Below are 22,785 nucleotides of genomic sequence, written 5' to 3'. Positions count from 1 at the left end.
CAACAACAATGAAGACGCTTCTGTGCGGCGCGGCCCTTTTGGCCGTGATGGTCGTGTCGGCTGCCGCCGAAACGCGCTATGACCGCAATCTCGAAAAGGCGGTGGTCCGCATTGTCGCCGGCAAGATCGGCGATATCCGCGGCGGCTTTTCCTACAGGCAGGTGCCGCAGCTCGTGATGCTGCCGGACCCTTCACCTCAGCCCGCTGTTGCGACCGAGCATCCGCGTCAGCAAGCGTCAGAGGATGGGGACGACGGTTTGTCTCCAGCCGTCGAGCGCCAAGTGTCCCGCACGATCTTCTAGAGAAATTCCAGGAAAAGTGCGTAGCGGTTTTCCCGGGAAAAGCGCGCAGCGCTTTCCCTAGGGAATTGCGTGAAAACAAAGAGTCTAGAACCACATATCGCGCACGCAGCGGCCATCGCGTGGCAGCTCGTCGTAAGAGTCGAGACCGTCGAAATGGTCGATCGGCAAGTCGGCAACGGCTTCGGGCGGCGCCAGCCGCACATTGACGGCGATGCGTATTCGGCCAGAATCGCTGGCGCGCATGCCGCGCCATGCCAGCACGCAGGCGCAGATCGGGCAAAACAGGATTTCAAGCGACGGTTTGTCCTTTTCAGCGCGCGTATAGCTGGCCGTCGGCCCCGAAACGCGAATGCGCTCGTCGACATAATCATAAGCCCAGAGCGCGCCATAGCGACGGCAAAGCGTGCAGTTGCAGGCCGTCACCGGGCCGGGATCGCCTTCCAGCGTCCAGTGGGCTGCACCACAGTGGCAGGTTCCCGTCAGCATGCGTTCTCCCCGGTTCCGACTATGGAGGCTCTACTCGACGACCATTTTGCCGGACCCGATGCGATGCGCGCAAGCTGCGGCTTGGCTCGCTACACCAGCCGCTCACGCACGACGTCACCTTTGTTCCGTGTAATGTCCTTGCCTTCACCGCGGGCTTTCGCCAGAGAAGGCCGATGAATTCGCCTCTGCCAGCCAGCACACGCCAGCGGCTCGACGACCTGCTCGTCCAGCGCGGGCTGTTTGCCAGCCGTTCGCGCGCCCGCGACGCGGTCGAGCGCGGCACGGTGATGGTTGACGGCGCCATTGCCCGCAAGCCCGGCCAGAACGTTTCGCCGCAATGCCTCGTTGTCATCGACGATCCGGCGCGAGGCTATGTTTCGCGCGCGGCGCTCAAACTGATCGGCGGACTGGACCATTTCGGCCTCGATCCCGCCAGCCGCGAAGCCCTCGACCTCGGCGCCTCGACAGGCGGGTTCACCCAGGTGTTGCTCGAACGCGGCGCGTCCCATGTCACGGCCATCGATGTCGGCCACGGCCAGATGCATCCCGATGTCGGCGGCGATCCGCGCGTAACCGTGATCGAAGGCTTGAATGCGCGCGATCTCACGACCGCCGATCTTGCCGGCCGCAGTCCGGATTTCATCGTTTCCGACGTCAGTTTCATCTCGCTTAAACTGGCGCTGCCGCCGGCGCTTGCTCTTGCCAAGCCCGGTGCCGGCGCGGTCTTTCTGGTCAAACCGCAATTCGAGGCCGGTCGCGAGGCGATCGGCAAGGGCGGTCTGTTGAAGGATCCCTTCGATGCCGCCCGTGTCGCGGGCCTGCTACAGGATTGGCTGGATGCCGTTCCCGGCTGGCGCTCGCTCGGCCTGCATCTGTCGCCGATCGAAGGTGGCGACGGCAATCGCGAATTCCTGCTCGGTGGGATCAAGGACCGATGAGCACACGCTTCACGATACGAAAGCTCGGATCGCAGGGTGACGGCATCGCCGAAACCGAAAGCGGCGATCTGTTCATTCCCTTCACGCTGCCGGGCGAGACCGTCACTGCCGCGCGCGAACGGGATCGCGCCACGCTGATGGCGGTGCTGGAGGCCTCGCCGGTGCGCATCGAAGCCGCCTGCCGTCATTTCACCGAATGCGGCGGCTGCGCCCTCCAGCATTTCGAGGCCGAAGCCTATCGCCAGTGGAAACGCGAAAAGGTGGTGCACGCCCTGAAGGGCAAGGGGATCGAGTGCGAAATCGGAGAGTTGGTTGCCTGTGCGCCGCAGTCGCGCCGCCGTGTCGTGCTTGCCGCCCGGCGCACCGAAACAGGCATGTTGCTCGGCTTCAATCGCCATCTGTCGCCGGAAATCATCTCAATATCCGAATGCCCGATCTCGCTGCCCGAGATCGTCGCGGCACTCGGCCAGCTGAGGGCGCTGGCCGAACTGATATGCGCCACCACCAAATCGTTCCGGATGGCGGTCACCGTTACGGGTTCCGGTCTCGACATCGCGGTGCATGACTCCGGCAAGCTCGGCGAACACCAGCGCCGTATCGCCTCCAATTTTGTCATTGCGCAGGGCTTTGCCAGACTGTCCATCGATGACGAGATCGTCATCGAGCCGAGGAAGCCCGTCGTGATGTTCGGCAGCGTCGCTGTCGCCGTGCCGCCGGGCGCCTTCCTGCAGGCGACCGAGGCTGCCGAACGGTCCATGGCCGAGATTGTCGGCGGACATCTGAAGCGCGCCAAGAAGATCGCCGATCTTTTCGCAGGCTGCGGCAGCTTTGCGCTCCGGCTTGCGGCTAAGTCGGAAGTCCACGCGGTCGAAGGCGATGCGGCCGCACTTTCGGCGCTCGACCGGGGATCCCGCTTCGCGACAGGCATCAAGCGGGTGACGGGCGAGCGGCGCGACCTGTTTCGCCGGCCACTGACGTTCAAGGAGTTGAACGCCTTCGACGGCCTGGTCTTCGATCCGCCGCGCGCCGGCGCAGAGGATCAGTCGAAGCAGATCGCCCGCTCGGATGTTCCATTCGTTGCCGCGGTGTCCTGCAACCCGGTGACGCTGGCTCGCGACCTGCGCATCCTCATCGACGGCGGATATGCGTTGAAAAGCGTGACGCCGATCGACCAGTTCCTGTGGTCATCCCATGTCGAGGCCGTCGCGCTGCTGGAGAAGCCGAAGCGGCGGCGGTAGTTCACGACCGCCGGTTCGCAGGAAATTTCTGAAGCCTCTGTTCTTTCGACGAAATTGCGCCCCAAAAGCCGCCTTTGTGCGGGCTCCTAATTTCGCATCTTTGGGAAACATTTCGGCCCATTCGTCGTTACTAATATAAACCGATGGCGACAACGGACATGCAGATGCTTCAGAAATTCACAGGCCTCATAGTCGTTCTTGTCTTTTTCGCGGTCAGCTCCGCGACCGGAGCCCTCGCGCAAGGTGAAAAGCGCTTGGCGTTCGTCATCGGCAATGGCGCGTATCAGTCCGGCGAGCTCGCGACCGCCGCCAATGATGCGGGCCTGATCGCGCAGACGTTGCAGGCGGCCGGGTTCGATGTGGTCGGGGCGCGCGATGTCGATCAGGAATCGCTGCGCGGCGCATTGCGCGATTTCCTCGGCAAGGTCTCCGCCGCCGGCCCAGACGCGATTGTCTTCGTCTATCTTGCCGGCCACGGCGTGCAGTTCGAAGGTGAGAACTATTTCTTGCCGGTCGACGCCCAGATCGCCAGTCCAGCCGACGTGCCGCTGCAGGCCATGCGCCTCTCCGATATCACTAAGTCCCTGGCCGGACTGCCGGCGAAGGTCAATATCGTCGTCCTCGATGCGGCCCGGCCGAATGCCTTCCCAAAAATGAGCCAGCCGCTGGCCGGCGGTCTCGCGCTGGTCGATCCCGACCAGAACATGCTGATTGCGTTCAATGCGGCTCCGGGAACAGTCGCGCCGGAAGGCAAAGGCCCGTACGGCGCCTATGCTCAGGCGCTCGCCGAGATGATACGCGAAGGCGGATTGTCGCTTGACGACGTGTTCGATCGCACACGACTGCGTGTCAACGCGGTGACGCAAGGTGCGGAAGTGCCGTGGAACGCCTCGAAAATCATCACGCCGTTCGTCTTCTTCGACCGTGCTGCGGATGCGCCCGCGCCCAAGGTTTCGGAGGCCGAATCCCGGTCCAATCGGACCAGGGCGATCCGCGATTTCAACGCTCATGACGCCTATGTCGCGGCTCTCGACCGCGACACGATGCGCGGCTACGAGGATTTCCTCGTCACTTATCCACACGATCCGATGGCCAAGCGCGTGCGCGCCATGATAGCCGCGCGGCGCGAGGCGATCACCTGGCGCGAGACCTGGCTGCAGGACACGCCGGAAGCTTACTGGTCTTATCTGCGGCGCTATCCGCATGGTCCGCATGCTTGGGACGGGCGCCGGCGGCTCGAACATTTCGACGCTGCCCTGGAACCCCCGGAGGAGTTCACCGCCTATGAGTATGATTTGCCGCCGCCGCCGGAGGAGGAAATCGTCTACGTCGACAGGCCGGTGCTCTATTTCGACGATCCCGATTTCGACTTCGAGCCGCCACCGCCGATCGCGGTGATCTTCCTGCCGCCGCCGCCGCCGGATTTCGTCGTGCTGGCGGCGCCGCCGCCGCCGGTCGACGTCTTCGTCCTGCCGACGCCGGTGTTCGTGCCGATACCTGCGTTCATCAACCCGCCGCGTCACATCGTGCCGCCGCCGAACGACATCATCTTCAACAACATCCACAACACGACCGTCATCAACAACATCAACAATACGACGATCAACGAGACCGCCAATCAGGCCGGGCAGCCAAGCGGCGGTCTCACCACCGGGCAGAAGATGGCCGTTGGTGCGGGCGCGGCCGCGCTCGCGGCCAAGGTGGCGCTGCCGCCTCTGCTGCAGAAAAAGGCCGTGCTGTCGAAGCAGAGTCAGGGCGGCCAGCCTCTGAAGCCCGGCCAGGCTGCCACGCAAGGCCAGCAGCCGGGTGCGACGCCACAGTCGAAGACGGGCAAGCGCTCTACCGACCACGCCTTGCCGGGGGCCAATGGCAAGAGGCTGCCGCTCGTCAACGGCAAGCCGGTGCTCAACGGCCAGAACGCGCCAAACCGGAAAGTGCCGGGCAAGCAAGGCACGGTGAGCGGCAACCAGCAGCCTACCGGAAATGCCGGTGCCGCCGTTACCGGCAATGGCCAGCAGAACGGAGCTGTCAACGGTCAGGGCAAGAATGGCAAGTTCCGCAAGCCGCCGACCGTCAATGGCGCGCAGGGCGAGAACGGGCAGAACGCCCAGCAGAGGCTCAGGAAGAACAACCCGAATGCGTTGTCCGGCCAGAACGGAGGCAGGCCGAAGAAGCTGACCCGCAAGGATCTTTCGGCAGGCCAGACGGCTGTCGGATCCAGCGATCAAGGCTCGGCCAACGGAAGCGAAAGGGGCAAGAAGCTCCGCAAGCTGCCGACCGTCAATGGCGCGCCGGCCGACAACCGGCCGAGCGCGCAGGAGCGGCTCAGGAAGAACAATCCGAACGCGTTCTCCGGCCAGAATCAGGGTTCGGCCAATGGGAACAGGAGGTTCCGCCGGTTACCGAACGGTCAAGATGGTTCCGCCGGTGCGAGCACCAACGTCCAGCGCAACTTCAAGCAGCAAAGGCCGAACGTGCAGGTGCTGAGGCCGCAAAGACCGGAGTTCCAGGCGCAGCCGAAGCCTCAGGTGCAAGAGAGACGCCTGCAGCAACAGCCGAGGCCTCAGCCTCAGGAGCAGCAACGACGCCTGCCGCAGCAACCCAGGGAGCAGCCGCCACAGGGAAACAAAAAGCCGACCTGCGGGCATCCTGGGGAGCCGCCCTGCAAGCAATAGCCCGGCAGGCTTGCTCGGCCGAGGGCGGCAACGCCCCGTTCATGGGCCGGATTTTCCGGCCCGTGAACTTGCGAGGTAGAGGCATCAGGTTGATGAAGCGTCAGGCGGTCGAAGAAGACCGCTCCGGTCCCGGCGAGAGCAATTCCGGGAAACCGGCGACTTCGCCCTGGCCGCCATTCGCAATTTAAGCAAGCTCCAGCCTTTACGAGTCGGGCAATATTCGCTTCGCGGTGCCGCCTCGCTGGTTGACCGACAGCCAGATATTCGGATTCTGCTGCGATTGACGTTTCAGGAAATAATAGCCGGTCGCGTTCCAGGGCCTGATTTCGTCGACCATATTGTCGAGGATGAGATCGCCCTTGTCCGTCTTCACCGTCAGGATGGTGTGGCCCTCATTGTTCAGATCGCGCACCACCGTCATCAGCAGCGCCTGCCGGGGAAATCCAGCCTCCTGAAGGAGCTTGCGCTTGTAGAGCGCGTAGATCTTGCAGTCGCCCTTGCCGTCCACCGGATAGTCCCAGTGGTCCATCATCGTGCCCCAGTGCTCGTAATTGCTCACGGGTTTGATGGAACTGTTCGCCTTCTGATTTATCCGTTTGAGGATGCGGAGGGTCCGCGCTGTCAGCTTGACGTTCACGGCCGGCAGAGCAGGCACCTTGCATTCTTTTGGTCGGCGATGACAGAAATCGATCCAACCATAGGGGACGCTGGTGCTTCCACCCACGGAGGCCGAGCGCAACCCGTCCATGGCATATTGTGTCGATCGCGACCTGAACAATGTCGACTGCGCCGACGCCGGGCTGGCTAGCAGCGATGTCGCGCCAATCAACGAAACAAGGCCAAGCTGGAGAGCCAGGACAGGGGAGTACCGCATTGCCAAAACCACCACCGCAACGAGGAACTGGTGCTGCGTTCGTGCGCCAAAGGCAGCCCAGGCAGTCAAAGACCTAATAATTTGTTAATGGGATTGTGTTCACTTCAAGGTCCGGCCGCCGAAATGCCCGCACCTGTCAGGACGACGATGGGCATGGTCGAGGGCGCCTGCGTCCGGAAACATCACTCAGCGGGTGATGATACCGGAGCGGCACCGAGCCTCAAACCCGCGTGCCGCCGACCGTCATCTGGTTCATCCTCAGATGCGGCTGGCCGACGCCGACAGGTATGCCCTGGCCGGCCTTGCCGCACATGCCGATGCCATTGTCGAGCTTCATGTCGTTGCCGACCATCGTGACGCGGTGCATGGCGTCAGGCCCGTTGCCGATCAGCATGGCGCCCTTGATCGGCTGCGTCACCTTGCCGTTCTCGATCATGTAGGCCTCGGTGCAGCCGAAGACGAATTTGCCCGACGTGATGTCGACCTGGCCGCCGCCGAAGGAGACGGCGTAGATGCCGTTCTTGACGGAAGCGATGATCTCGTCCGGCTCCATGTCGCCCGAGGTCATGTAGGTGTTGGTCATGCGCGGCATCGGCTGGTGCGCATAGCCTTCGCGCCGGCCGTTGCCGGTGGCTTTCATGCCCATCAGCCGGGCATTCTGCCGGTCCTGCATGTAGCCGACCAGCTTGCCGTCCTCGATCAGCACGTTGCGGGCCGAAGGCGTGCCTTCGTCGTCGACGGTCAGCGACCCTCGCCGTTCGGGGATGGTGCCGTCGTCGACGACCGTAACGCCCTTGGCGGCCACCTGCTGCCCCATCAGGCCGGCGAAGGCCGATGTCTTCTTGCGGTTGAAATCGCCTTCCAGTCCGTGCCCGACGGCTTCGTGCAGCATGACGCCCGGCCAGCCGCTGGACAGCACGATGTCGAAAGTACCGGCCGGGGCCGGGATCGCCTCCAAATTGACCAGCGCCTGCCTGAGTGCCTCCCTGGCGGCGTGCTTCCAGCTATCCTCGATAAGGAAGTCGCCGAACGCCTTGCGTCCGCCCATGCCATAGGAGCCGCTCTCCTGGCGGTCGCCGTCGCCGACGACGACCGAGACGTTGACGCGGACCAGCGGCCTGATATCGCGCACCACCTGGCCGTCGGCGCGAACGATCTCGACATGCTGCCAGGACGCGGCGATCGAGGCCGTCACCTGGCGCACGCGCTGATCCTCGGCGCGCAGCCAGGCGTCGATTTCCTGCAGCAGCTTCGCCTTGGCCTCGAAGGAAGGCGAGGGGATCGGGTTCTCGTCGCCGTAGAGGTGGCGGTTGGTTCGGGCGGGGGCTGCGGCAAGCGTACCGGAATAGCCACCCTTGACTGTCGACACGGCTTCGGCCGCGCGCAGCAGCGATGCCTCGGACAGGTCGCTGGAATGGGCGTAGCCGCTGGCTTCGCCCGCGACCGCACGCAGGCCAAAGCCTTGGTCGGTGTTGAAATTGGCGGTCTTGAGCCGGCCGTTGTCGAACATCAGCGCTTCGCTCTCGCTGTATTCGAGGAAAAGCTCGCCGTCGTCGGCGCCCTTGATGGTGTCGGCGACGATCTGCTTGATGCGGTCGTCTGAAATGTCGAATTGGCCGATCAGGCTGTTCATGGCGCGTCCGTCCGTGGGATGATTGCTTTACCCCGATGTAGGCGTGAAGCCGCGCCCGCACAATCGGCAATGAAGATTGGCGCCGACGAATGACACCGTCCGCTGGATGCAAGGCATGCGTCTGGGGTCGGCAAAAGCCGCGTCCAGGTCTGGTTCAGCGCGAAGCCGCGATCAGGGCAGGGCGGCGAAACCCTCGGCGAAACCCTTGAGGTCGACCGGGATGCCGATGCCTTCCTCAGGCGTCTGGAAGACGATGAACGTTGCCGACGTGCCGGTCTTCAGCGTGTCGAGCAGCGGCTTTTCGAGAATGACCTCGGCATAACAGCCGTCCTGGAAGCAGCGCACGAAATAGGCGCGGCCGATGTCCTTGCCGTCGACGTTGAGGCCGAGGCCGTTCGGCAACAGCACGCCGAGCGGCGCCAGCACGCGCAGGATCTCGGCCTTGTTGTCGGCGGTGCGCAGCACGACGACCGAAAGCCCCATCTCCGGACGGTCCTCGGCGACGACGTTCTGCATCATCACGCATTGTTCCGAGGTGGCTCCGGCCGGCGTGTCGCAGATGATCGACCAGGCGCCATGCGTCGACTTGACCGTGCCACTCGGCTGGGCGGCATCGGCTTGACCAGCGACGAACAGACCGGCCGCGGACAGGACGGCGAGAAACACGGCGTTCGCCAGGGTTCTCGAGAGGCCCGGTCGCGTATGCCTCAGTCTCGAAAGCCAAGAGTTCATGACGGCTCCATTGCGAATCACGGCACTTTAAGCCGCGCCAATGCCAAGTAAAGGACGAGACCGCGGCCGGACTGTCCCGAAACAGGCAATGCAGCGCTTTTCCCTGCCAAATTCGCCTGAATTACGACGCTTTGCCCGCGTCGCCGGCATGGGACGGACAGCCCGCCGAACATACGCGATTCGCCACCATGGCCATTGCCCCGCAAGAGCCGCGTCAGCTCGCGCGCAAAAATGCCGCACGGTTTCGACCGCTCCTTTCTTGCGGAGGGAAAAAGAGTATGGTTTGAACCACCTTGAGACTGTCGGGATTCCCGTCCCGGCATTGTTCGTTATTCTCGTTGGCAAGGCCGCGAGGAACTGGGAGACGAAGAGGGCGATGAGAAATTTCCTAGCTGGCGCCAGGTTTCTAGCAAGTGCCAAGTTTCTGAGTGCTTGTGCCGCCGCCACGATTTTTGCCGGCACATCCGCCCATGCCGATCAGCCCGTGGAGTGGGAGACCACCTTCCAGGCTCCGGCGACCGACATGATGCGGCAGATCGAGTGGTTCGGAAACTACACGATGTGGTTCATCGTTCCGATCACCATCCTGGTGCTCCTTCTCCTCGCCTACTGCATCGTGAGGTTTCGCGCGAGCGCGAACCCGGTTCCCTCCAAGACCAGCCACAACACGCTGATAGAGGTGATCTGGACCGTCGGCCCGGTCGTCGTCCTGCTCTGCCTTGCCATTCCCTCGTTCCAGCTCTTGACCGCGCAATACACGCCGCCGGAGGAGGCCAAGCTGACAGTCAAGGCGACCGGCAACCAGTGGAACTGGGACTACGAGTACCAGACCGACAACACGCTCGCCTTCAACTCCGCGATCCTTCAGGACGGTGACCGCGCCGCCGCCGGCAAGGAAGACCGCAAGGTCTATCCGCGCCTGCTCGCTGTCGACAATGAGCTGGTGGTGCCGGTCAACACCATGACCCGCGTGCTCGTCACCGCGACCGACGTGATCCACTCCTTCGCCATGCCGTCTTTCGGCATCAAGATCGACGCCATTCCGGGCCGTACCAACGAGACCTGGTTCAAGGCGGAGAAGGAAGGCCTTTATTATGGTCAGTGCTCGCAGCTCTGCGGCAAGGACCACGCCTTCATGCCGATCGCCATCCGTGTCGTCTCGGATGCGCAGTTCAAGACCTGGCTGGCGGCAGCCAAGACCAATCTGCCGGGCGCCAACAAGACGCTCATGGCCGAGGTCGATGGCCAGAACAAGGTAGCGGCCGCCGGCAATTGATGCCGCGGGTTAGCAAGATTTAGGGAACGGAGCGGAACATGGCAGACGCTGCAGCTCACGACGGGCATGACCACAAGCCGTATCATGGCTGGGTGCGGTGGGTCTATTCGACCAACCACAAGGACATCGGTACGCTCTACCTGATCTTCGCGATCATGGCCGGTATCATCGGCGGCGCGCTGTCGGTCGCCATCCGCATGGAGCTGCAGGAGCCTGGCATCCAGATCTTCAGCGGCCTGGCGCAGATGGTCTACGGCATGAACGGTGACGCCGCGGTCGATGGCGGCAAGAGCATGTACAATGCCTTCGCCACCGCGCACGCCCTGATCATGATCTTCTTCATGGTCATGCCGGCGCTGATCGGCGGTTTTGCCAACTGGATGGTGCCGATCATGATCGGCGCTCCGGACATGGCGTTCCCGCGCATGAACAACATCTCGTTCTGGCTTCTGCCGCCGGCCTTCATCCTGCTGCTCACCTCGATGTTCATGCCAAGCGCACCAGGTGCTTACGGTGTTGGTGGTGGTTGGACGCTCTACCCACCACTCTCGACTTCGGGGCAGCCCGGACCGGCGATGGATCTGGCGATCCTGTCGATCCACATCGCCGGTGCGTCCTCGATCCTGGGCGCCATCAACTTCATCACCACCATCTTCAACATGCGCGCCCCGGGCATGACGCTGCATAAGATGCCGCTGTTTGCCTGGTCGGTGCTGGTCACCGCGTTCCTGCTCTTGCTGTCCCTGCCGGTTCTGGCCGGCGGCATCACCATGCTGCTCACCGACCGCAATTTCGGCACCACCTTCTTCGCTCCCGATGGCGGCGGCGATCCGCTGCTGTTCCAGCACCTGTTCTGGTTCTTCGGCCATCCGGAAGTGTACATCCTGATCCTGCCGGGCTTCGGCATCATCAGCCACGTCATCTCGACCTTCTCGCGCAAGCCGGTGTTCGGTTATCTCGGTATGGCCTACGCCATGGTCGCGATCGGCGCCGTCGGTTTCATCGTCTGGGCGCACCATATGTACACGACCGGCCTGTCGCTCGACACGCAGCGTTATTTTGTCTTCGCTACCATGGTCATCGCGGTGCCGACGGGCGTGAAGATCTTCTCCTGGATCGCTACGATGTGGGGCGGGTCGATCTCGTTCAAGACGCCGATGCTGTGGGCGCTGGGCTTCATCTTCCTGTTCACCATCGGCGGCGTCACCGGCGTCCAACTGGCCAATGCCGGCCTCGACCGTTCGCTGCATGACACCTATTTCGTCATCGCGCACTTCCACTACGTGCTGTCGCTGGGCGCGGTGTTCGCCATCTTCGCCGGCTGGTATTATTGGTTCCCGAAGATGACCGGCTACATGTATTCGCCTGTCATCGCCAACACCCACTTCTGGGTCACCTTCGTCGGCGTCAACCTGATCTTCTTCCCGCAGCACTTCCTCGGCCTCGCCGGCATGCCGCGCCGCACCATCGACTATCCCGACGCGTTTGCGGGCTGGAACTATGTGTCGTCCATCGGCTCTTATATCTCGGCCGTCGGCGTCCTGATCTTCCTCTACTGCGTGTTCGAAGCCTTCCAGAAGAAGCGGGTGGCCGGCGCCAACCCATGGGGCGAGGGCGCAACGACTCTCGAATGGCAGCTGCCTTCGCCGCCGCCCTTCCACCAGTGGGAGCAGCTGCCGAAGATCAAGTAAGGCGGCTCCCACTCGAATGCGAAACCGCCGGTCCGCCGGCGGTTTTGGCCAACGGAATAATGGACTTGAGTACGCATGGCCCTAGTCGACAAAACCAGCATTGACGAAGCGGGCTTCCGCATGTCGGAAGCGACGGCGGGCGATTTCTTCGCCCTCCTGAAGCCGCGCGTCATGTCGCTGGTGGTGTTCACCGCCTTTGTCGGGCTGGTCGCGGCACCGGTGACCATCAATCCGCTGCTGGCGGTGATAGCCATCCTGGCTATTGCGATCGGGGCTGGCGCCTCGGGTGCCCTCAACATGTGGTACGACGCCGACATCGACGCGGTGATGACCAGGACAGCCAGCCGCCCGGTTCCGTCCGGTCGTATACAGCCGCACGAGGCGCTTAGCTTCGGCCTGGTGCTTTCGGTCCTGTCGGTGATGACCCTCGGCGTGCTGGTCAACTGGCTGGCCGCTACGCTGCTGGCCTTCACCATCTTCTTCTATGCCGTCGTGTACACGATGTGGCTGAAACGCTCGACGCCGCAGAACATCGTCATCGGCGGTGCCGCGGGCGCCATCCCGCCGGTTATCGGCTGGGCCGCGGCGACCGGGTCGGTCAGCCTCGAAAGCATCATCCTGTTCCTGATCATCTTCCTGTGGACGCCGCCGCATTTCTGGGCGCTAGCGCTGTTCAAGTCCGAGGACTATGGCCGCGCCGGCATCCCGATGATGCCGAACGTCGCCGGCCATGCATCGACCCGCCGTCAGATTTTTGCCTACGCACTGGTGCTGGCCCCGGTCGGCGTGCTGCCCTGGCTGCTCGGCTACACGACGCCATTCTATGGCGTGGCCGCTCTGCTGCTGGGCGTTGGTTTCGTCTGGTATGCCTGGAAAGTGCTTGGTATGGCCGATGACGACCGCGCCATGAAGCCGGCCAAGGCCCTGTTCGCCTATTCGCTGCTCTATCTCTTCGCCATCTTCGCTGCCTATCTGGCCGACTGTGTCGTCGAACGCGCGCTTGCCATGGGTGGGGCATGACCATGGTCGAGAAAGAACTCGAGACGGTCACCTTGACCGATCGTCAGAAGAAGGCCCAGCGCAGCCGTTCGATTGCGATGGGCGTAGCGCTGGCTCTGCTGGTCGTGATTTTCTACATCGCGACGATCGTGAAGTTCGGCCACAATTTGTCGGGCAAGATGTGATGAGCGTCGAGACGCCCAGAAAGACGGCCGGCAAAACCGGCAACCTCGTCGTCGCGGCTGTTTGCCTCGCGTTCTTCACCGGCATGATCGGCATGGCCTACGCAGCCGTGCCGCTCTACAAGATGTTCTGCCAGGCGACCGGTTATGGCGGCACGACGCAACGTGTCGAGAAGCAGTATGCCGGCCACGTGCTTGACCGCGAGATCACGGTCCGCTTCGACGCCAACATTGCCGGCGTGCCTTGGGAGTTCCAGCCGGTCCAGCGCTCGATGACCATGAAGATTGGCCAGACCGTGCAGGCGCATTACCAGGCGACCAACAAGTTCGATCGCGTCGTCACCGGCCGCGCCACCTTCAATGTGCAGCCGGAACTGGCGGGCCCGTACTTCAACAAGGTCGAATGCTTCTGCTTTACCGATACGACGCTGAAGCCCGGGGAGACGCTGGATATGCCGGTCCTGTTCTATGTGGACCCCGATATCGTGAATGTGCCGGAACTGAAGGACATCAAGACGATCACGCTGTCCTATACGATGTTCCCGGTCGAGAAGAACAAGCCGGTCGCCTCCTCGGAGCCGGCCAAGGGCAATAGCAAGACAGTTTCAGATACCGAAGGAAATCTCGGGGGTTGATATGGCAGACGCGCACGCAAAACCACACCATGACTACCATCTCGTCGACCCGAGCCCGTGGCCTTTCCTGGGATCGGTCGGAGCGCTTGTCACCGCTTTTGGCGGTGTCTGCCTCATGGAATATTTGAAGGGCGGTTCCTTCCCGATCTTCGGCTTCAACATCGCCAATCCCTGGCTGTTCTTCATCGGCATCGTGATCGTGTTGTACACCATGTTCGCCTGGTGGTCGGACACGATCAAGGAAGCGCATGAGGGTCATCACACACGCGTCGTGTCGCTGCACCTGCGCTATGGCATGATCATGTTCATCGCCTCGGAGGTGATGTTCTTCGTCGCCTGGTTTTGGGCCTATTTCGATGCCAGCCTTTTTGCCGGTGAGGTGCAGAACTACGCACGCCACACGTTCACCGGTGGTGTCTGGCCGCCGAAGGGCATGGAGGTTCTCGATCCCTTCCACCTGCCGCTCTACAACACCGTCATCCTGCTGCTGTCGGGCACCACGGTCACCTGGGCGCATCACTCGCTCATCCATGGCGACCGCAAGGGCCTGATCAACGGCCTGGTGCTGACCGTCGGCCTCGGCATGCTGTTCACCATGGTGCAGGCCTACGAGTACATACACGCGCCGTTCGGCTTCAAGGATTCCATCTATGGCGCCACCTTCTTCATGGCGACCGGCTTCCATGGCTTCCATGTCATCATCGGCACCATCTTCCTGCTGGTCTGCCTGATCCGCGCGATGAAAGGCGACTTCACTCCCAAGCAGCATTTCGGCTTCGAGGCGGCCGCCTGGTACTGGCATTTCGTCGACGTGGTCTGGCTGTTCCTGTTCGCCTCGATCTACGTCTGGGGGTCGGCCGGCGCGGTGATCGAAGGTCACTGATCCCACCTTTGGGATTTCGATTTTAGAGAAGGCGGCCGCGGCGACGTGGCCGCCTTCTTCTTTTCGGCGCAATGATCGTCGATCGATGACGATGCGGCTGACTTCGGCAGTTTGCGCATTTGTCGTCTTGGCATTCCGGCTCTTGCCGCTGAGAAGATGATCTGGTGCGTGTCCGCAAGGCCGAACGGCTTCGGCTGGTGGGGTTGGCTGCTTCAATTGGTCGACTGGACCGATGGCCGCATTGCGGTTACGGACTCCGACAAGGACGAAATCTGGGCAATGGTGGCCGATGGGACACCGATCGACATCGAGCAATGACCATGAATGAAGACAACCATGAGTGAAGATAGGGCGATCTGGCCTCCGATCGATCCGATTTCGGCCGGCCTGCACGGCCGTTGTCCGCGTTGCGGCGAGGGGCGGCTGTTTTCCGGCTTTCTCACAGTCGGCAAGCGTTGCGTCAATTGCGGCCTCGACTATTCGTACGCCGATGCCGGTGACGGGCCGGCGGTCTTCGTCATCCTGATCATCGGCTTCATCATCGTCGGCCTGGCGCTCTGGGTCGAGGTGACGCTGAGCCCGCCGCTCTGGCTGCATCTGATGATATGGATTCCGCTGGCCCTGGTGCTGTGCCTGACGGCGCTCCGGTTGATCAAGGGCGTGCTGCTCACCCTGCAATACCGCAACAAAGCGGCCGAGGGCCGGCTGGACCGCGGCGAATGATCGAGGCTTCCGTCAGGGCCGGCGGCCGTTCGCGGCCGAGATCGGCGCTGTTGCTCGCCCTTGGCCTTGTGCTGTTCTTGGTCCTGCTGGCGCTCGGCACCTGGCAGGTCCAGCGCCTGCATTGGAAGGAAGGCCTGCTGCAGACCATCGACCAGCGCACGCATTCGGCGCCGCTGCCGCTGGCCGAGGTCGAGAAGGAATTCGACTCGACCGGTGACGTCGACTACACGCCGGTCACGGTTACCGGCACTTTCCTGCATTCCGGCGAACGGCATTTCTACGCGACCTGGGAAGGGGATGCTGGCTTCAATGTCTACACGCCGCTGGCCCTCGACGATGGCCGGTTCGTCCTGGTCAACCGTGGCTTTGTGCCCTACGACCTCAAGGACGCCGCCAAGCGCGCCAAGGGACAGGTAACGGGCAAGGTCACGGTCACCGGGCTTGCCCGCAACCCGCTGCCGGCAAAACCCTCGATGATGCTTCCCGACAATGATGTGGGGAAGAACATCTTCTACTGGAAGGATCGCGACGTCATGGCCGCGAGCGCCGGCCTACCGGCCGGGTTCACGCTGGTGCCGATCTTCATCGATGCCGACAAGACGCCAAATCCTGGCGGCCTGCCGGTCGGTGGCGTCACCATCATCGACCTGCCGAACAGCCATCTGCAATACGCTGTCACCTGGTATGGGCTTGCCGCGGCGCTTGCCGCCGTACTCATCCTACGGCTTCGCCGGCCGGCGAAAGAGGACTGAACGCGAGCGATACCCTTGACAGGGCAGGGGTGGGCACCTCATTTCGGCGCTGACGAACCGGCAGGATTTAATGCTTCACACAATCGCCAAGCCTCCTCTGACGATCCGGCTCTGCCAGCCGCGCGGTTTTTGCGCGGGCGTCGACCGTGCCATCCAGATTGTAGTGCTGGCACTGAAGAAATATGGCGCGCCGGTCTATGTCCGCCACGAGATCGTGCACAACCGCTATGTCGTCGAGGGGCTGCAAAGCCTCGGCGCCGTCTTCATCGAGGAACTTTCCGAAATCCCGGCCGAACATCGGCAGTCGCCGGTCGTCTTCTCGGCACATGGCGTGCCCAAGTCGGTGCCGGCGGACGCGCAGGCCCGCAACCTTTTCTATCTCGACGCAACCTGTCCGCTGGTCTCCAAGGTCCACAAACAGGCGATGCGTCACCAGCGGCTTGGCCGCCACGTTCTGCTGATCGGCCACGCAGGGCACCCCGAGGTGATCGGCACCATGGGACAGTTGCCGGAAGGCGCGGTAACGCTGATCGAGACCGAAGCCGATGCCGCCCGGCTTGCGCCAGCCGATCCCAAGGCACTCGGTTTCGTCACCCAGACCACGCTCTCGGTCGAGGATACCGCCGGCATTATCCGCGCGCTGCAGGAGCGCTTTCCGGACCTGCAGGCGCCGGCGGCGGAATCGATCTGCTACGCCACCACAAACCGTCAGGAAGCGGTCAAGGACACAGCCCCGGGTGCCGACCTCTATCTGATCGTCGGCGCCCCCAATTCCTCGAATTCGCGCCGCCTCGTCGAAGTTGCGGAACGCGCCGGCGCCGCCATGTCGCTTCTCGTGCAGCGAGCCGCCGAAATTCCGTGGAATGACATCGGCGGCATTTCGACCCTCGGCCTGTCGGCGGGGGCATCGGCGCCGGAGATCATCGTCGATGAGATCATCGACGCGTTCCGCCAGCGTTTCGATGTGACCATCGACCTGGCCATCACGGCCACCGAAACAGAGGATTTTCCGGTCATGCGGGTATTGCGCGATGTCGAACTGACACCGGCCGACATGGCCTTCGTCAACGGGGCCGCGTGAACGGCCATGGCGGTCTATACAGACGTCGCGGAGGGCGAACTCGGCGCTTTCCTGAAGCACTATCCGGTCGGCAATCTCCTGTCCTACAAGGGCATCGCCGAAGGCACCGAGAATTCGAACTTCCTGCTGCACACCTCCAGCGGCTCCTACATCCTGACGCTCTATGAAAAGCGGGTCGAGAAGGCGGATCTGCCGTTTTTTCTCGGATTGATGGGTCATCTCGCAAACAAGGGGGTGTCCTGCCCGCTGCCGGTGACCGCGCATGACGGCAGCGTCATCGGCACGCTGGCCGGCCGGCCAGCGGTCGTCATCACCTTCCTTGAAGGGCTTTCGCTGCGGCGACCGGCCGCAACGCATTGCGCCGAGGTTGGCAAGGCGCTGGCGGCGCTGCACCTGGCCGGCGCCGATTTTTCGATGAGGCGCCCGAACGCGCTCGCACTCGACGGCTGGCGCAAGCTTTGGGATGCGTCTCGCGGCCGCGCCGACGAGGTCGAGCCGGGCCTTGCGGCCGAGGTCGACGCCGACTTCGCCGATTTCGAGCAGAACTGGCCCAAGGGCCTCCCCGAGGGCATCATCCATGCCGATCTTTTCCCGGACAATGTCTTTTTCCTCGGCGAGAAGCTTTCGGGTCTGATCGATTTCTATTTCGCCTGTGATGATCTCTACGCCTACGATGTCGCGACCTGTCTCAACGCCTGGTGCTTCGAGAAGGATTTTTCCTTCAACCTTACCAAGGGCAAGGCATTGCTTGCCGGTTACCAGAGCGTGCGCCCCCTGAGCACCGAGGAGAAGGCGGCGCTGCCGATGTTGGCGCGCGGCTCGGCGCTGCGCTTCATGCTGACCCGGCTCTACGACTGGCTGACCGTGCCCGATGGCGGCCTGGTGATGAAACGCGACCCGACCGAATACATCAGAAGGATGCGGTTCCATCGGGCGATCAGGTCTCCTTCGGAATATGGATTGGCCGAAAATGGGGCATCATGAGCAAGCAGGTCGAAATCTTTACCGATGGCGCCTGTTCAGGCAATCCCGGCCCCGGCGGCTGGGGCGCCATCCTGCGCTTCAACGGCACCATCAAGGAGCTTTCCGGCGGTGAGGCCGAAACCACCAACAACCGCATGGAATTGCTGGCGGCCATTTCGGCGCTGAACGCGTTGAAGGAGCCTTGCACGGTCGAGCTTCATACCGACAGCAAATACGTCATGGACGGCATTTCCAAATGGATCCACGGCTGGAAGAAGAATGGCTGGAAGACCGCCGACAAGAAGCCGGTCAAGAACGGTGAGCTCTGGCAGGCGCTGGACGAGGCCAACCGGCGCCACAAGGTCACCTGGAACTGGGTGAAGGGCCATGCAGGCCATACCGAGAACGAGCGTGCCGACGAACTGGCAAGGGAAGGCATGGCGCCGTTCAAGAAAGGGCCTTTCAGGCCGGCGGCGGCAGCGCCAAAACCTGATGCCCAGGCAAAACAACCGCTGGCCTCGAAGGCTCGTCGTTCGACCCAGAGCTATTGAGCTCCCGTTTCGCGGCGGCCGGCTGGAGAGTTTCTGTCATGCCGATCGCCTACTACATCACCCATCCCCAGGTTCAGATCGACGCCACCATTCCGGTACCGGATTGGGGCCTGTCCGACGTCGGCCGGGCCAGGGCATACGCAATGCTGGACCAGCCGTGGATCGCATCGATCGGGCGTGTGGTGTCGTCGGGCGAGCGCAAGGCCATCGAAACCGCCGAGGTGCTCGGGCGGCATCTAAATCTTGCCGTGCAGGTCAGGCAGCGGATGCATGAGAACGACCGGTCGGCGACGGGTTTCCTGCCGCCTCCGGAGTTCGAGGCGGTCGCCGATCAGTTCTTCGCCAATCCACACGAAAGCGTTCGCGGCTGGGAGCGGGCCATCGATGCGCAACAGCGCATCGTGAGCGAGGTCGAAGCCGTGCTCGACGTCAACGACGCCGGCAACATTGCTTTCGTCGGACATGGAGGCGTGGGAACGCTCCTGCTGCTATCGCTGAGCGACAGGCAGATCAGCCGCGAAGCGGATCAACCGGCGGGCGGCGGCAACTATTTCGCTTACGATCTCGGCGCGCGCCGCCTCATCCATGGATGGCGGCCGATCGACAGGCTGTCTTGACCGGGCGCTCGGCAGCGTAGGCATGGCGCACAGGCTCTTCTTGTGGCGTAGCAGTTGCTCAAGGATATGGATGGGAGTAATATTTCCTACTATGGAGCAATGCAGGAAGGACGCAGCGTGGCAAACGTTGAAAAAATGAGCGTGGCTGTGACCCCGCAACAGGCAGCCCTGATGCGCGAGGCTGTGGAAGCAGGCGAGTATGCCACCGCAAGCGAGATTGTGCGTGAAGCGGTGCGGGATTGGCTGGCCAAGCGCGAACTGCGGCATGACGATACCCGCCGGCTGAGACAGCTGTGGGATGAAGGCAAGGCAAGCGGGAGATCTGAGCCTGTGGATTTCGATATGTTGCGAAAGGAAGCTCGGCGAAAGCTGACGGAAGCCTCGCCGAATGGCCGTTAGGCTGGTCTGGTCACCCGCAGCCACGGCTGACCTCATCGATATCTACATCATGATAGGCAGCGAAAACATACGGGCGGCCGATCGTTATTATGATCAGTTGGAAGCGCGGGCTCGGCAACTGGCGGACCAGCCGCGCATGGGTGTCAGGCGACCGGATATCAGGCCCTCCGCACGAATGCTGGTGGAGGCGCCGTTTGTACTGCTCTACGAAACCATTCCGGACACGGACGATGGCCCAGTCGACTGGGTTGAAATCGTCCGTGTGGTGGACGGGCGTCGGGATCTGAACCGTCTGTTCTAATGCATGTCGCCCGGAAGTGTCCTCGGTTCCGGGATAACGACATGCATAAAATCAGAAGCTTACAGCAGGTCGGGCGAATCCTATTCGCCGCGACATGCTGTAGCTGTCTAGCGGATCAGCAGCGCCGTGCCCCAAAGCCCGAGCGCGAACACCCGTGTGCGAAACGAGGTTGAGGGCGCGGATCCGCATCGGGTTCGGCCGCTTTGAAGCCGCCCAGCCGGCGCCCATGCCTGGCGCCAGCAGAAACCAGCCGGCCCCGACGGTGACGATGCCGAGGATGAAGGCGGGCAAGAATGTCGGCGCGGCCAGCCAGCCTGCGCCAGCCAGCACTACGAGGATGATGCCGTAGACGATGCCGACGAAGTAATGGAAAGCCCAGCCCAGCGCCTTCTCGTGGGCATAGGGCGCCGCATCGCCGATGTCGTCGTGAAACACCTTGTCGCCGAGATGCCAGACCCAGCGCCCGACCGGCCCCCAGTTCGGCCGTGGCTGGCCGAACGCCTTGTGCAGGAAGAAGGCCCAGATATCCATCAGGACAGTGGCGCCGACGCCGATCGCGATAGCGCGCCAGAAGATGTCAGACATCATTGATCCCCCGGGGAGCCGGCAGTTCTGGAGCGCAGCCGCTTGTCAAGCGAGGCTGGCCGTTGCGGCCTCGCCCTGACTGGCCGTCGAACTTCAGAGCTGGCCGAGAATATGAGCCGCACCGGACTCGTCGACGCCGGGTTTGGTCTCGACATTGAGCGCGGTGACCTTGCCGTCGTCGACAATCATCGAAAACCGCTTTGAGCGCAGGCCCATGCCGCCACCGGACAAGTCCGCGTCAAGACCGACCGCCTTGGCGAAATCGCCATTGCCGTCAGCGAGGAACAGGATCTTGCCTTCGCCGCCGGTGAAGCGCGCCCAGGCGCCCATGACGTGGACGTCGTTGACCGAAACGACGGCGATGGTGTCGACGCCGCGCGCCAGGATCGCGTCATGGTTCTCGAGATAGCCGGGCAGATGGTTGTTGCTGCAAGTCGGCGTGAAAGCGCCGGGAACGCCGAACAGCACCACCTTCTTGCCCGGGAAAATCTCGGCCGACGTGATCGGCTTGGCGCCATCGGCTGTCATGGTCTTGAAGGTCGTCTCGGGCAGCTTGTCGCCAACGGAGATGGTCATGAGTTCCTCGCTTGGGATTGGGGAAGGACGCGTTTTGCGCTAGCGAAACGTGCCTGTTTCCGCAACTGGCCAGCAGCCGGTATCAAGATGGCCAAGATCAAGGGAAAGGCAGCAGCCCTTCGACCGCGCCCGCCGAACTCGTCAGCGTGTAGTGGAGCCCACCGTCCGTCGGCGTCGTCGAGGGGCGATCGAGGATCGGCACGGTGAAGATCAACTTGCCGTCCTTTTCCGCGCGGGAAGGACTGCCGAACATATAATCGCGCTCGCCGGCGACGAAGAAATCCGTTGCCTGCGGATCGCCAGGAAAACTCGCCTCGACCACCAGCGTCTCGTGATCGCCCGGGAGCACCTTGACGCCGAAGTCAGGTTTTGCAGCCGCCGGCAATGCAGTGACACTCGCCTTTACCAATGCCGCGTCGTCGGCATTGTCGGGATCGGAAGCGGGATCGACGCTCAGCCGTGTCTGCACCGGGATGCAGATGGTTTCACAAATGCCGAGAAAGATGTCGGCATCGATAACAGCCGGCTGGTTTGGCGTCGCCAGCGTGAACGTCACCGGCAGCGAAACCGGGTGGTTGTAGCCGGCCCATTTGCCATAGCCATCGTCGTGGCGCTGCGGCGCGGGAAAGGACAGTGTGGCATCGGCAATATTGGTACTGGCCGATATGTCGAGCTGCGGCGGCACACCTGCGTCCCCCGGGTCGCGCCAGTAGGTCTTCCAGCCGGGTTTGAGCGCGATATCGAGAACACCCTGGATACGGCCGGCATTGTCCGGCTTGCCTGATGTCACCAGCCGCACCTTGCCGCCTTCACTGGTGTACCAGGCGGATGACGAGGCGGTGGCGGGGAGCGCTGTTGCCAATCCGATGGCGGCGCCGAGCAACAGGATCTTCAAGCTTTGCATGGCGGTGATTTGATCGTCCGTTCGTGGCCGCGCAATGATTTCATGGCCTTGCTGATATCATATTTGCGTGACCTTCGCGGGCAAGCCAAGACCGGCCTAGCAATATGGGCTTTGGTCGAATCCGGTACGGCGCATCTTTTCGACGCCCGGGAAACACGGTACCCTGCCTGGCATGGATTTGTTGCGCCACAAGAAGACAGCCGCCGGCGGCGGCTTTCTCGACGATCAGTTCCTGATTGCCATGCCTGGCATGAAGGATGATCGTTTCACGCGCTCGGTCATCTATATCTGCGCCCACAGCGATGAAGGCGCGATGGGCCTGATCATCAACCAGACACAGCAGATGCTGTTTCCGGACCTTCTGGTGCAGCTCGGCATCATGAACGAGCTGGAGGCGATCCGCCTTCCGGCGCAGGCGCGCGATTTCGTCGTGCGCAACGGCGGGCCTGTCGACCGCAGCCGGGGCTTCGTCCTCCATTCGGGCGACTACCGCGTGGACTCCTCGCTCACCGTTTCCGACGACATCTGCCTGACCGCGACCGTCGACATATTGCGGGCGATATCGTCAGGGCGCGGGCCGCGCCGCGCGCTGATGGCGCTCGGCTATTCCGGTTGGGGCGCCGGCCAACTGGAAACCGAGATCGCCGAGAATGGCTGGCTGACCTGCCCGGCGACGCCGGAATTGCTGTTCGACGCCGACATCGAGCGCAAATACGACCGGATTCTCGCCTCGATCGGCATCGATCTCGCCCATCTCAGCATGGCCGCCGGACACGCCTGAGATTCTTC

The 22,785-nt window shown here is 62.7% G+C and carries 26 protein-coding genes and 1 pseudogene; 20 read left to right on the top strand and 7 right to left on the bottom strand.

Annotated features, from left to right (window positions below; translation table 11 throughout):
• Positions 1-8: 8 nt before the first annotated feature.
• A complete protein-coding gene (locus FJW08_RS17695) occupies positions 9-302 on the top strand; it encodes a hypothetical protein (RefSeq protein ID WP_140811673.1) in 294 nt (97 codons plus the stop codon).
• Positions 303-386: 84 nt separating this feature from the next.
• Here FJW08_RS17695 and FJW08_RS17690 read toward each other — a convergent pair whose 3' ends face one another.
• Positions 387-788, bottom strand: a complete 402-nt coding sequence (locus FJW08_RS17690) for a GFA family protein (RefSeq protein ID WP_140811672.1) — start codon at positions 786-788, stop codon at positions 387-389.
• A 173-nt stretch (positions 789-961) separates the two neighbouring features.
• On the opposite strand from FJW08_RS17690, the gene FJW08_RS17685 reads away from it, so the two are divergent.
• From FJW08_RS17685 to FJW08_RS17675, 3 genes are all read left to right on the top strand, one after another.
• Positions 962-1,726: a TlyA family RNA methyltransferase gene (locus FJW08_RS17685; RefSeq protein WP_140811671.1), complete on the top strand. Its 765-nt coding sequence runs from the start codon at positions 962-964 to the stop codon at positions 1,724-1,726.
• A complete protein-coding gene (locus FJW08_RS17680; protein ID WP_140811670.1) occupies positions 1,723-2,964 on the top strand; it encodes a class I SAM-dependent RNA methyltransferase in 1,242 nt (413 codons plus the stop codon). The genes FJW08_RS17685 and FJW08_RS17680 overlap by 4 nt, the downstream gene beginning before the upstream one ends.
• Before the next feature lie 158 nt (positions 2,965-3,122).
• Entirely contained in the window at positions 3,123-5,639 is a 2,517-nt protein-coding gene (locus tag FJW08_RS17675; RefSeq protein ID WP_140811669.1) for a caspase domain-containing protein, read from the top strand.
• A 202-nt stretch (positions 5,640-5,841) separates the two neighbouring features.
• On the opposite strand, the gene FJW08_RS17670 is transcribed toward FJW08_RS17675, so the two are convergent.
• The 3 genes from FJW08_RS17670 to FJW08_RS17660 all read right to left on the bottom strand — a co-directional run bounded on the left by FJW08_RS17670 (position 5,842) and on the right by FJW08_RS17660 (position 8,878).
• A complete protein-coding gene (locus FJW08_RS17670; RefSeq protein WP_181182953.1) occupies positions 5,842-6,513 on the bottom strand; it encodes a transglutaminase-like cysteine peptidase in 672 nt (223 codons plus the stop codon).
• Between the two features lie 220 nt (positions 6,514-6,733).
• Positions 6,734-8,146 carry a metalloprotease TldD gene (tldD, locus tag FJW08_RS17665; RefSeq protein WP_140811668.1) on the bottom strand — a complete coding sequence of 471 codons (1,413 nt, stop codon included), beginning with the start codon at positions 8,144-8,146 and terminating at the stop codon, positions 6,734-6,736.
• 171 nt (positions 8,147-8,317) lie between these two features.
• Complete coding sequence (locus FJW08_RS17660; protein ID WP_140761112.1) at positions 8,318-8,878, bottom strand: invasion associated locus B family protein; 561 nt, start codon at positions 8,876-8,878, stop codon at positions 8,318-8,320.
• A 259-nt stretch (positions 8,879-9,137) separates the two neighbouring features.
• On the opposite strand from FJW08_RS17660, the gene coxB reads away from it, so the two are divergent.
• The 15 genes from coxB to FJW08_RS17590 all read left to right on the top strand — a co-directional run bounded on the left by coxB (position 9,138) and on the right by FJW08_RS17590 (position 19,931).
• Positions 9,138-10,154 carry a cytochrome c oxidase subunit II gene (coxB, locus tag FJW08_RS17655; RefSeq protein ID WP_181178702.1) on the top strand — a complete coding sequence of 339 codons (1,017 nt, stop codon included), beginning with the start codon at positions 9,138-9,140 and terminating at the stop codon, positions 10,152-10,154.
• 38 nt (positions 10,155-10,192) lie between these two features.
• Positions 10,193-11,845 carry a cytochrome c oxidase subunit I gene (ctaD, locus tag FJW08_RS17650; protein WP_140761108.1) on the top strand — a complete coding sequence of 551 codons (1,653 nt, stop codon included), beginning with the start codon at positions 10,193-10,195 and terminating at the stop codon, positions 11,843-11,845.
• A 75-nt stretch (positions 11,846-11,920) separates the two neighbouring features.
• Complete coding sequence (locus FJW08_RS17645) at positions 11,921-12,865, top strand: heme o synthase (RefSeq protein WP_140811667.1); 945 nt, start codon at positions 11,921-11,923, stop codon at positions 12,863-12,865.
• A complete protein-coding gene (locus FJW08_RS17640) occupies positions 12,862-13,029 on the top strand; it encodes a hypothetical protein (RefSeq protein WP_181178701.1) in 168 nt (55 codons plus the stop codon). Before FJW08_RS17645 ends, FJW08_RS17640 begins: the two co-directional genes overlap by 4 nt.
• On the top strand, positions 13,029-13,661 hold the full coding sequence (locus tag FJW08_RS17635; protein WP_140761104.1) for a cytochrome c oxidase assembly protein: 633 nt from the start codon (positions 13,029-13,031) through the stop codon (positions 13,659-13,661). The genes FJW08_RS17640 and FJW08_RS17635 overlap by 1 nt, the downstream gene beginning before the upstream one ends.
• Position 13,662: 1 nt before the next feature.
• On the top strand, positions 13,663-14,544 hold the full coding sequence (locus FJW08_RS17630) for a cytochrome c oxidase subunit 3 (protein WP_140761102.1): 882 nt from the start codon (positions 13,663-13,665) through the stop codon (positions 14,542-14,544).
• 168 nt (positions 14,545-14,712) lie between these two features.
• Positions 14,713-14,862 carry a hypothetical protein gene (locus tag FJW08_RS32405; RefSeq protein WP_181182961.1) on the top strand — a complete coding sequence of 50 codons (150 nt, stop codon included), beginning with the start codon at positions 14,713-14,715 and terminating at the stop codon, positions 14,860-14,862.
• A gap of 18 nt (positions 14,863-14,880) precedes the next feature.
• The gene (locus tag FJW08_RS17625; protein ID WP_140761098.1) at positions 14,881-15,267 is read left to right on the top strand and encodes a DUF983 domain-containing protein; all 387 of its coding nucleotides are present in this window, start codon (positions 14,881-14,883) and stop codon (positions 15,265-15,267) included.
• Positions 15,264-16,019, top strand: coding sequence for an SURF1 family protein (locus FJW08_RS17620; protein WP_181178700.1), 756 nt, complete (start codon positions 15,264-15,266; stop codon positions 16,017-16,019). The genes FJW08_RS17625 and FJW08_RS17620 overlap by 4 nt, the downstream gene beginning before the upstream one ends.
• Positions 16,020-16,089: 70 nt before the next feature.
• Positions 16,090-17,100, top strand: coding sequence for a 4-hydroxy-3-methylbut-2-enyl diphosphate reductase (gene ispH / locus FJW08_RS17615; RefSeq protein WP_140761096.1), 1,011 nt, complete (start codon positions 16,090-16,092; stop codon positions 17,098-17,100).
• A gap of 6 nt (positions 17,101-17,106) precedes the next feature.
• Positions 17,107-18,084, top strand: coding sequence for a homoserine kinase (locus FJW08_RS17610; protein WP_140811666.1), 978 nt, complete (start codon positions 17,107-17,109; stop codon positions 18,082-18,084).
• Positions 18,081-18,614, top strand: coding sequence for a ribonuclease HI (rnhA, locus tag FJW08_RS17605; protein ID WP_140811665.1), 534 nt, complete (start codon positions 18,081-18,083; stop codon positions 18,612-18,614). The genes FJW08_RS17610 and rnhA overlap by 4 nt, the downstream gene beginning before the upstream one ends.
• A 38-nt stretch (positions 18,615-18,652) precedes the next feature.
• Positions 18,653-19,231 carry a histidine phosphatase family protein gene (locus tag FJW08_RS17600; protein ID WP_140811664.1) on the top strand — a complete coding sequence of 193 codons (579 nt, stop codon included), beginning with the start codon at positions 18,653-18,655 and terminating at the stop codon, positions 19,229-19,231.
• 117 nt (positions 19,232-19,348) lie between these two features.
• Positions 19,349-19,630, top strand: coding sequence for a type II toxin-antitoxin system ParD family antitoxin (locus FJW08_RS17595; protein ID WP_140761120.1), 282 nt, complete (start codon positions 19,349-19,351; stop codon positions 19,628-19,630).
• The gene (locus FJW08_RS17590) at positions 19,620-19,931 is read left to right on the top strand and encodes a type II toxin-antitoxin system RelE/ParE family toxin (RefSeq protein ID WP_140811663.1); all 312 of its coding nucleotides are present in this window, start codon (positions 19,620-19,622) and stop codon (positions 19,929-19,931) included. The genes FJW08_RS17595 and FJW08_RS17590 overlap by 11 nt, the downstream gene beginning before the upstream one ends.
• 107 nt (positions 19,932-20,038) lie before the next feature.
• On the opposite strand, the pseudogene FJW08_RS17585 reads toward FJW08_RS17590, so the two are convergent.
• From FJW08_RS17585 to FJW08_RS17575, 3 genes and pseudogenes are all read right to left on the bottom strand, one after another.
• Positions 20,039-20,516, bottom strand: a pseudogene (locus FJW08_RS17585) (DUF2938 domain-containing protein).
• Positions 20,517-20,609: 93 nt separating this feature from the next.
• The gene (locus FJW08_RS17580) at positions 20,610-21,092 is read right to left on the bottom strand and encodes a peroxiredoxin (RefSeq protein WP_140761083.1); all 483 of its coding nucleotides are present in this window, start codon (positions 21,090-21,092) and stop codon (positions 20,610-20,612) included.
• Between the two features lie 97 nt (positions 21,093-21,189).
• Entirely contained in the window at positions 21,190-21,996 is an 807-nt protein-coding gene (locus tag FJW08_RS17575; protein ID WP_140811662.1) for a protein-disulfide reductase DsbD domain-containing protein, read from the bottom strand.
• 172 nt (positions 21,997-22,168) lie between these two features.
• On the opposite strand from FJW08_RS17575, the gene FJW08_RS17570 reads away from it, so the two are divergent.
• Positions 22,169-22,777 (top strand): YqgE/AlgH family protein, encoded by a 609-nt coding sequence (locus FJW08_RS17570; RefSeq protein ID WP_140761079.1) that lies wholly within the window; start codon positions 22,169-22,171, stop codon positions 22,775-22,777.
• The last annotated feature ends 8 nt before the right edge of the window (positions 22,778-22,785 follow it).

Origin of the sequence: Mesorhizobium sp. B3-2-1 (genome assembly GCF_006439515.1) — a bacterium.
In the GTDB taxonomy this organism is placed as follows: domain Bacteria; phylum Pseudomonadota; class Alphaproteobacteria; order Rhizobiales; family Rhizobiaceae; genus Mesorhizobium.
The sequence above is the reverse complement of the archived record's forward strand: the minus strand, read 5'-3'. Positions and strand labels throughout refer to the sequence as shown.

What these genes read in the sequence shown, in the direction of transcription:
- FJW08_RS17695 (WP_140811673.1), top strand. Translation starts at nt 9, where the DNA reads ATGAAGACGCTTCTGTGCGGCGCGGCCCTTTTGGCCGTGATGGTCGTG.
- FJW08_RS17690 (WP_140811672.1), bottom strand. Translation starts at nt 788, where the DNA reads ATGCTGACGGGAACCTGCCACTGTGGTGCAGCCCACTGGACGCTGGAA.
- FJW08_RS17685 (WP_140811671.1), top strand. Translation starts at nt 962, where the DNA reads ATGAATTCGCCTCTGCCAGCCAGCACACGCCAGCGGCTCGACGACCTG.
- FJW08_RS17680 (WP_140811670.1), top strand. Translation starts at nt 1,723, where the DNA reads ATGAGCACACGCTTCACGATACGAAAGCTCGGATCGCAGGGTGACGGC.
- FJW08_RS17675 (WP_140811669.1), top strand. Translation starts at nt 3,123, where the DNA reads ATGCAGATGCTTCAGAAATTCACAGGCCTCATAGTCGTTCTTGTCTTT.
- FJW08_RS17670 (WP_181182953.1), bottom strand. Translation starts at nt 6,513, where the DNA reads ATGCGGTACTCCCCTGTCCTGGCTCTCCAGCTTGGCCTTGTTTCGTTG.
- tldD (WP_140811668.1), bottom strand. Translation starts at nt 8,146, where the DNA reads ATGAACAGCCTGATCGGCCAATTCGACATTTCAGACGACCGCATCAAG.
- FJW08_RS17660 (WP_140761112.1), bottom strand. Translation starts at nt 8,878, where the DNA reads ATGAACTCTTGGCTTTCGAGACTGAGGCATACGCGACCGGGCCTCTCG.
- ctaD (WP_140761108.1), top strand. Translation starts at nt 10,193, where the DNA reads ATGGCAGACGCTGCAGCTCACGACGGGCATGACCACAAGCCGTATCAT.
- FJW08_RS17645 (WP_140811667.1), top strand. Translation starts at nt 11,921, where the DNA reads ATGGCCCTAGTCGACAAAACCAGCATTGACGAAGCGGGCTTCCGCATG.
- FJW08_RS17640 (WP_181178701.1), top strand. Translation starts at nt 12,862, where the DNA reads ATGACCATGGTCGAGAAAGAACTCGAGACGGTCACCTTGACCGATCGT.
- FJW08_RS17635 (WP_140761104.1), top strand. Translation starts at nt 13,029, where the DNA reads ATGAGCGTCGAGACGCCCAGAAAGACGGCCGGCAAAACCGGCAACCTC.
- FJW08_RS17630 (WP_140761102.1), top strand. Translation starts at nt 13,663, where the DNA reads ATGGCAGACGCGCACGCAAAACCACACCATGACTACCATCTCGTCGAC.
- FJW08_RS17625 (WP_140761098.1), top strand. Translation starts at nt 14,881, where the DNA reads ATGAGTGAAGATAGGGCGATCTGGCCTCCGATCGATCCGATTTCGGCC.
- FJW08_RS17620 (WP_181178700.1), top strand. Translation starts at nt 15,264, where the DNA reads ATGATCGAGGCTTCCGTCAGGGCCGGCGGCCGTTCGCGGCCGAGATCG.
- ispH (WP_140761096.1), top strand. Translation starts at nt 16,090, where the DNA reads ATGCTTCACACAATCGCCAAGCCTCCTCTGACGATCCGGCTCTGCCAG.
- FJW08_RS17610 (WP_140811666.1), top strand. Translation starts at nt 17,107, where the DNA reads ATGGCGGTCTATACAGACGTCGCGGAGGGCGAACTCGGCGCTTTCCTG.
- rnhA (WP_140811665.1), top strand. Translation starts at nt 18,081, where the DNA reads ATGAGCAAGCAGGTCGAAATCTTTACCGATGGCGCCTGTTCAGGCAAT.
- FJW08_RS17600 (WP_140811664.1), top strand. Translation starts at nt 18,653, where the DNA reads ATGCCGATCGCCTACTACATCACCCATCCCCAGGTTCAGATCGACGCC.
- FJW08_RS17590 (WP_140811663.1), top strand. Translation starts at nt 19,620, where the DNA reads ATGGCCGTTAGGCTGGTCTGGTCACCCGCAGCCACGGCTGACCTCATC.
- FJW08_RS17580 (WP_140761083.1), bottom strand. Translation starts at nt 21,092, where the DNA reads ATGACCATCTCCGTTGGCGACAAGCTGCCCGAGACGACCTTCAAGACC.
- FJW08_RS17575 (WP_140811662.1), bottom strand. Translation starts at nt 21,996, where the DNA reads ATGCAAAGCTTGAAGATCCTGTTGCTCGGCGCCGCCATCGGATTGGCA.
- FJW08_RS17570 (WP_140761079.1), top strand. Translation starts at nt 22,169, where the DNA reads ATGGATTTGTTGCGCCACAAGAAGACAGCCGCCGGCGGCGGCTTTCTC.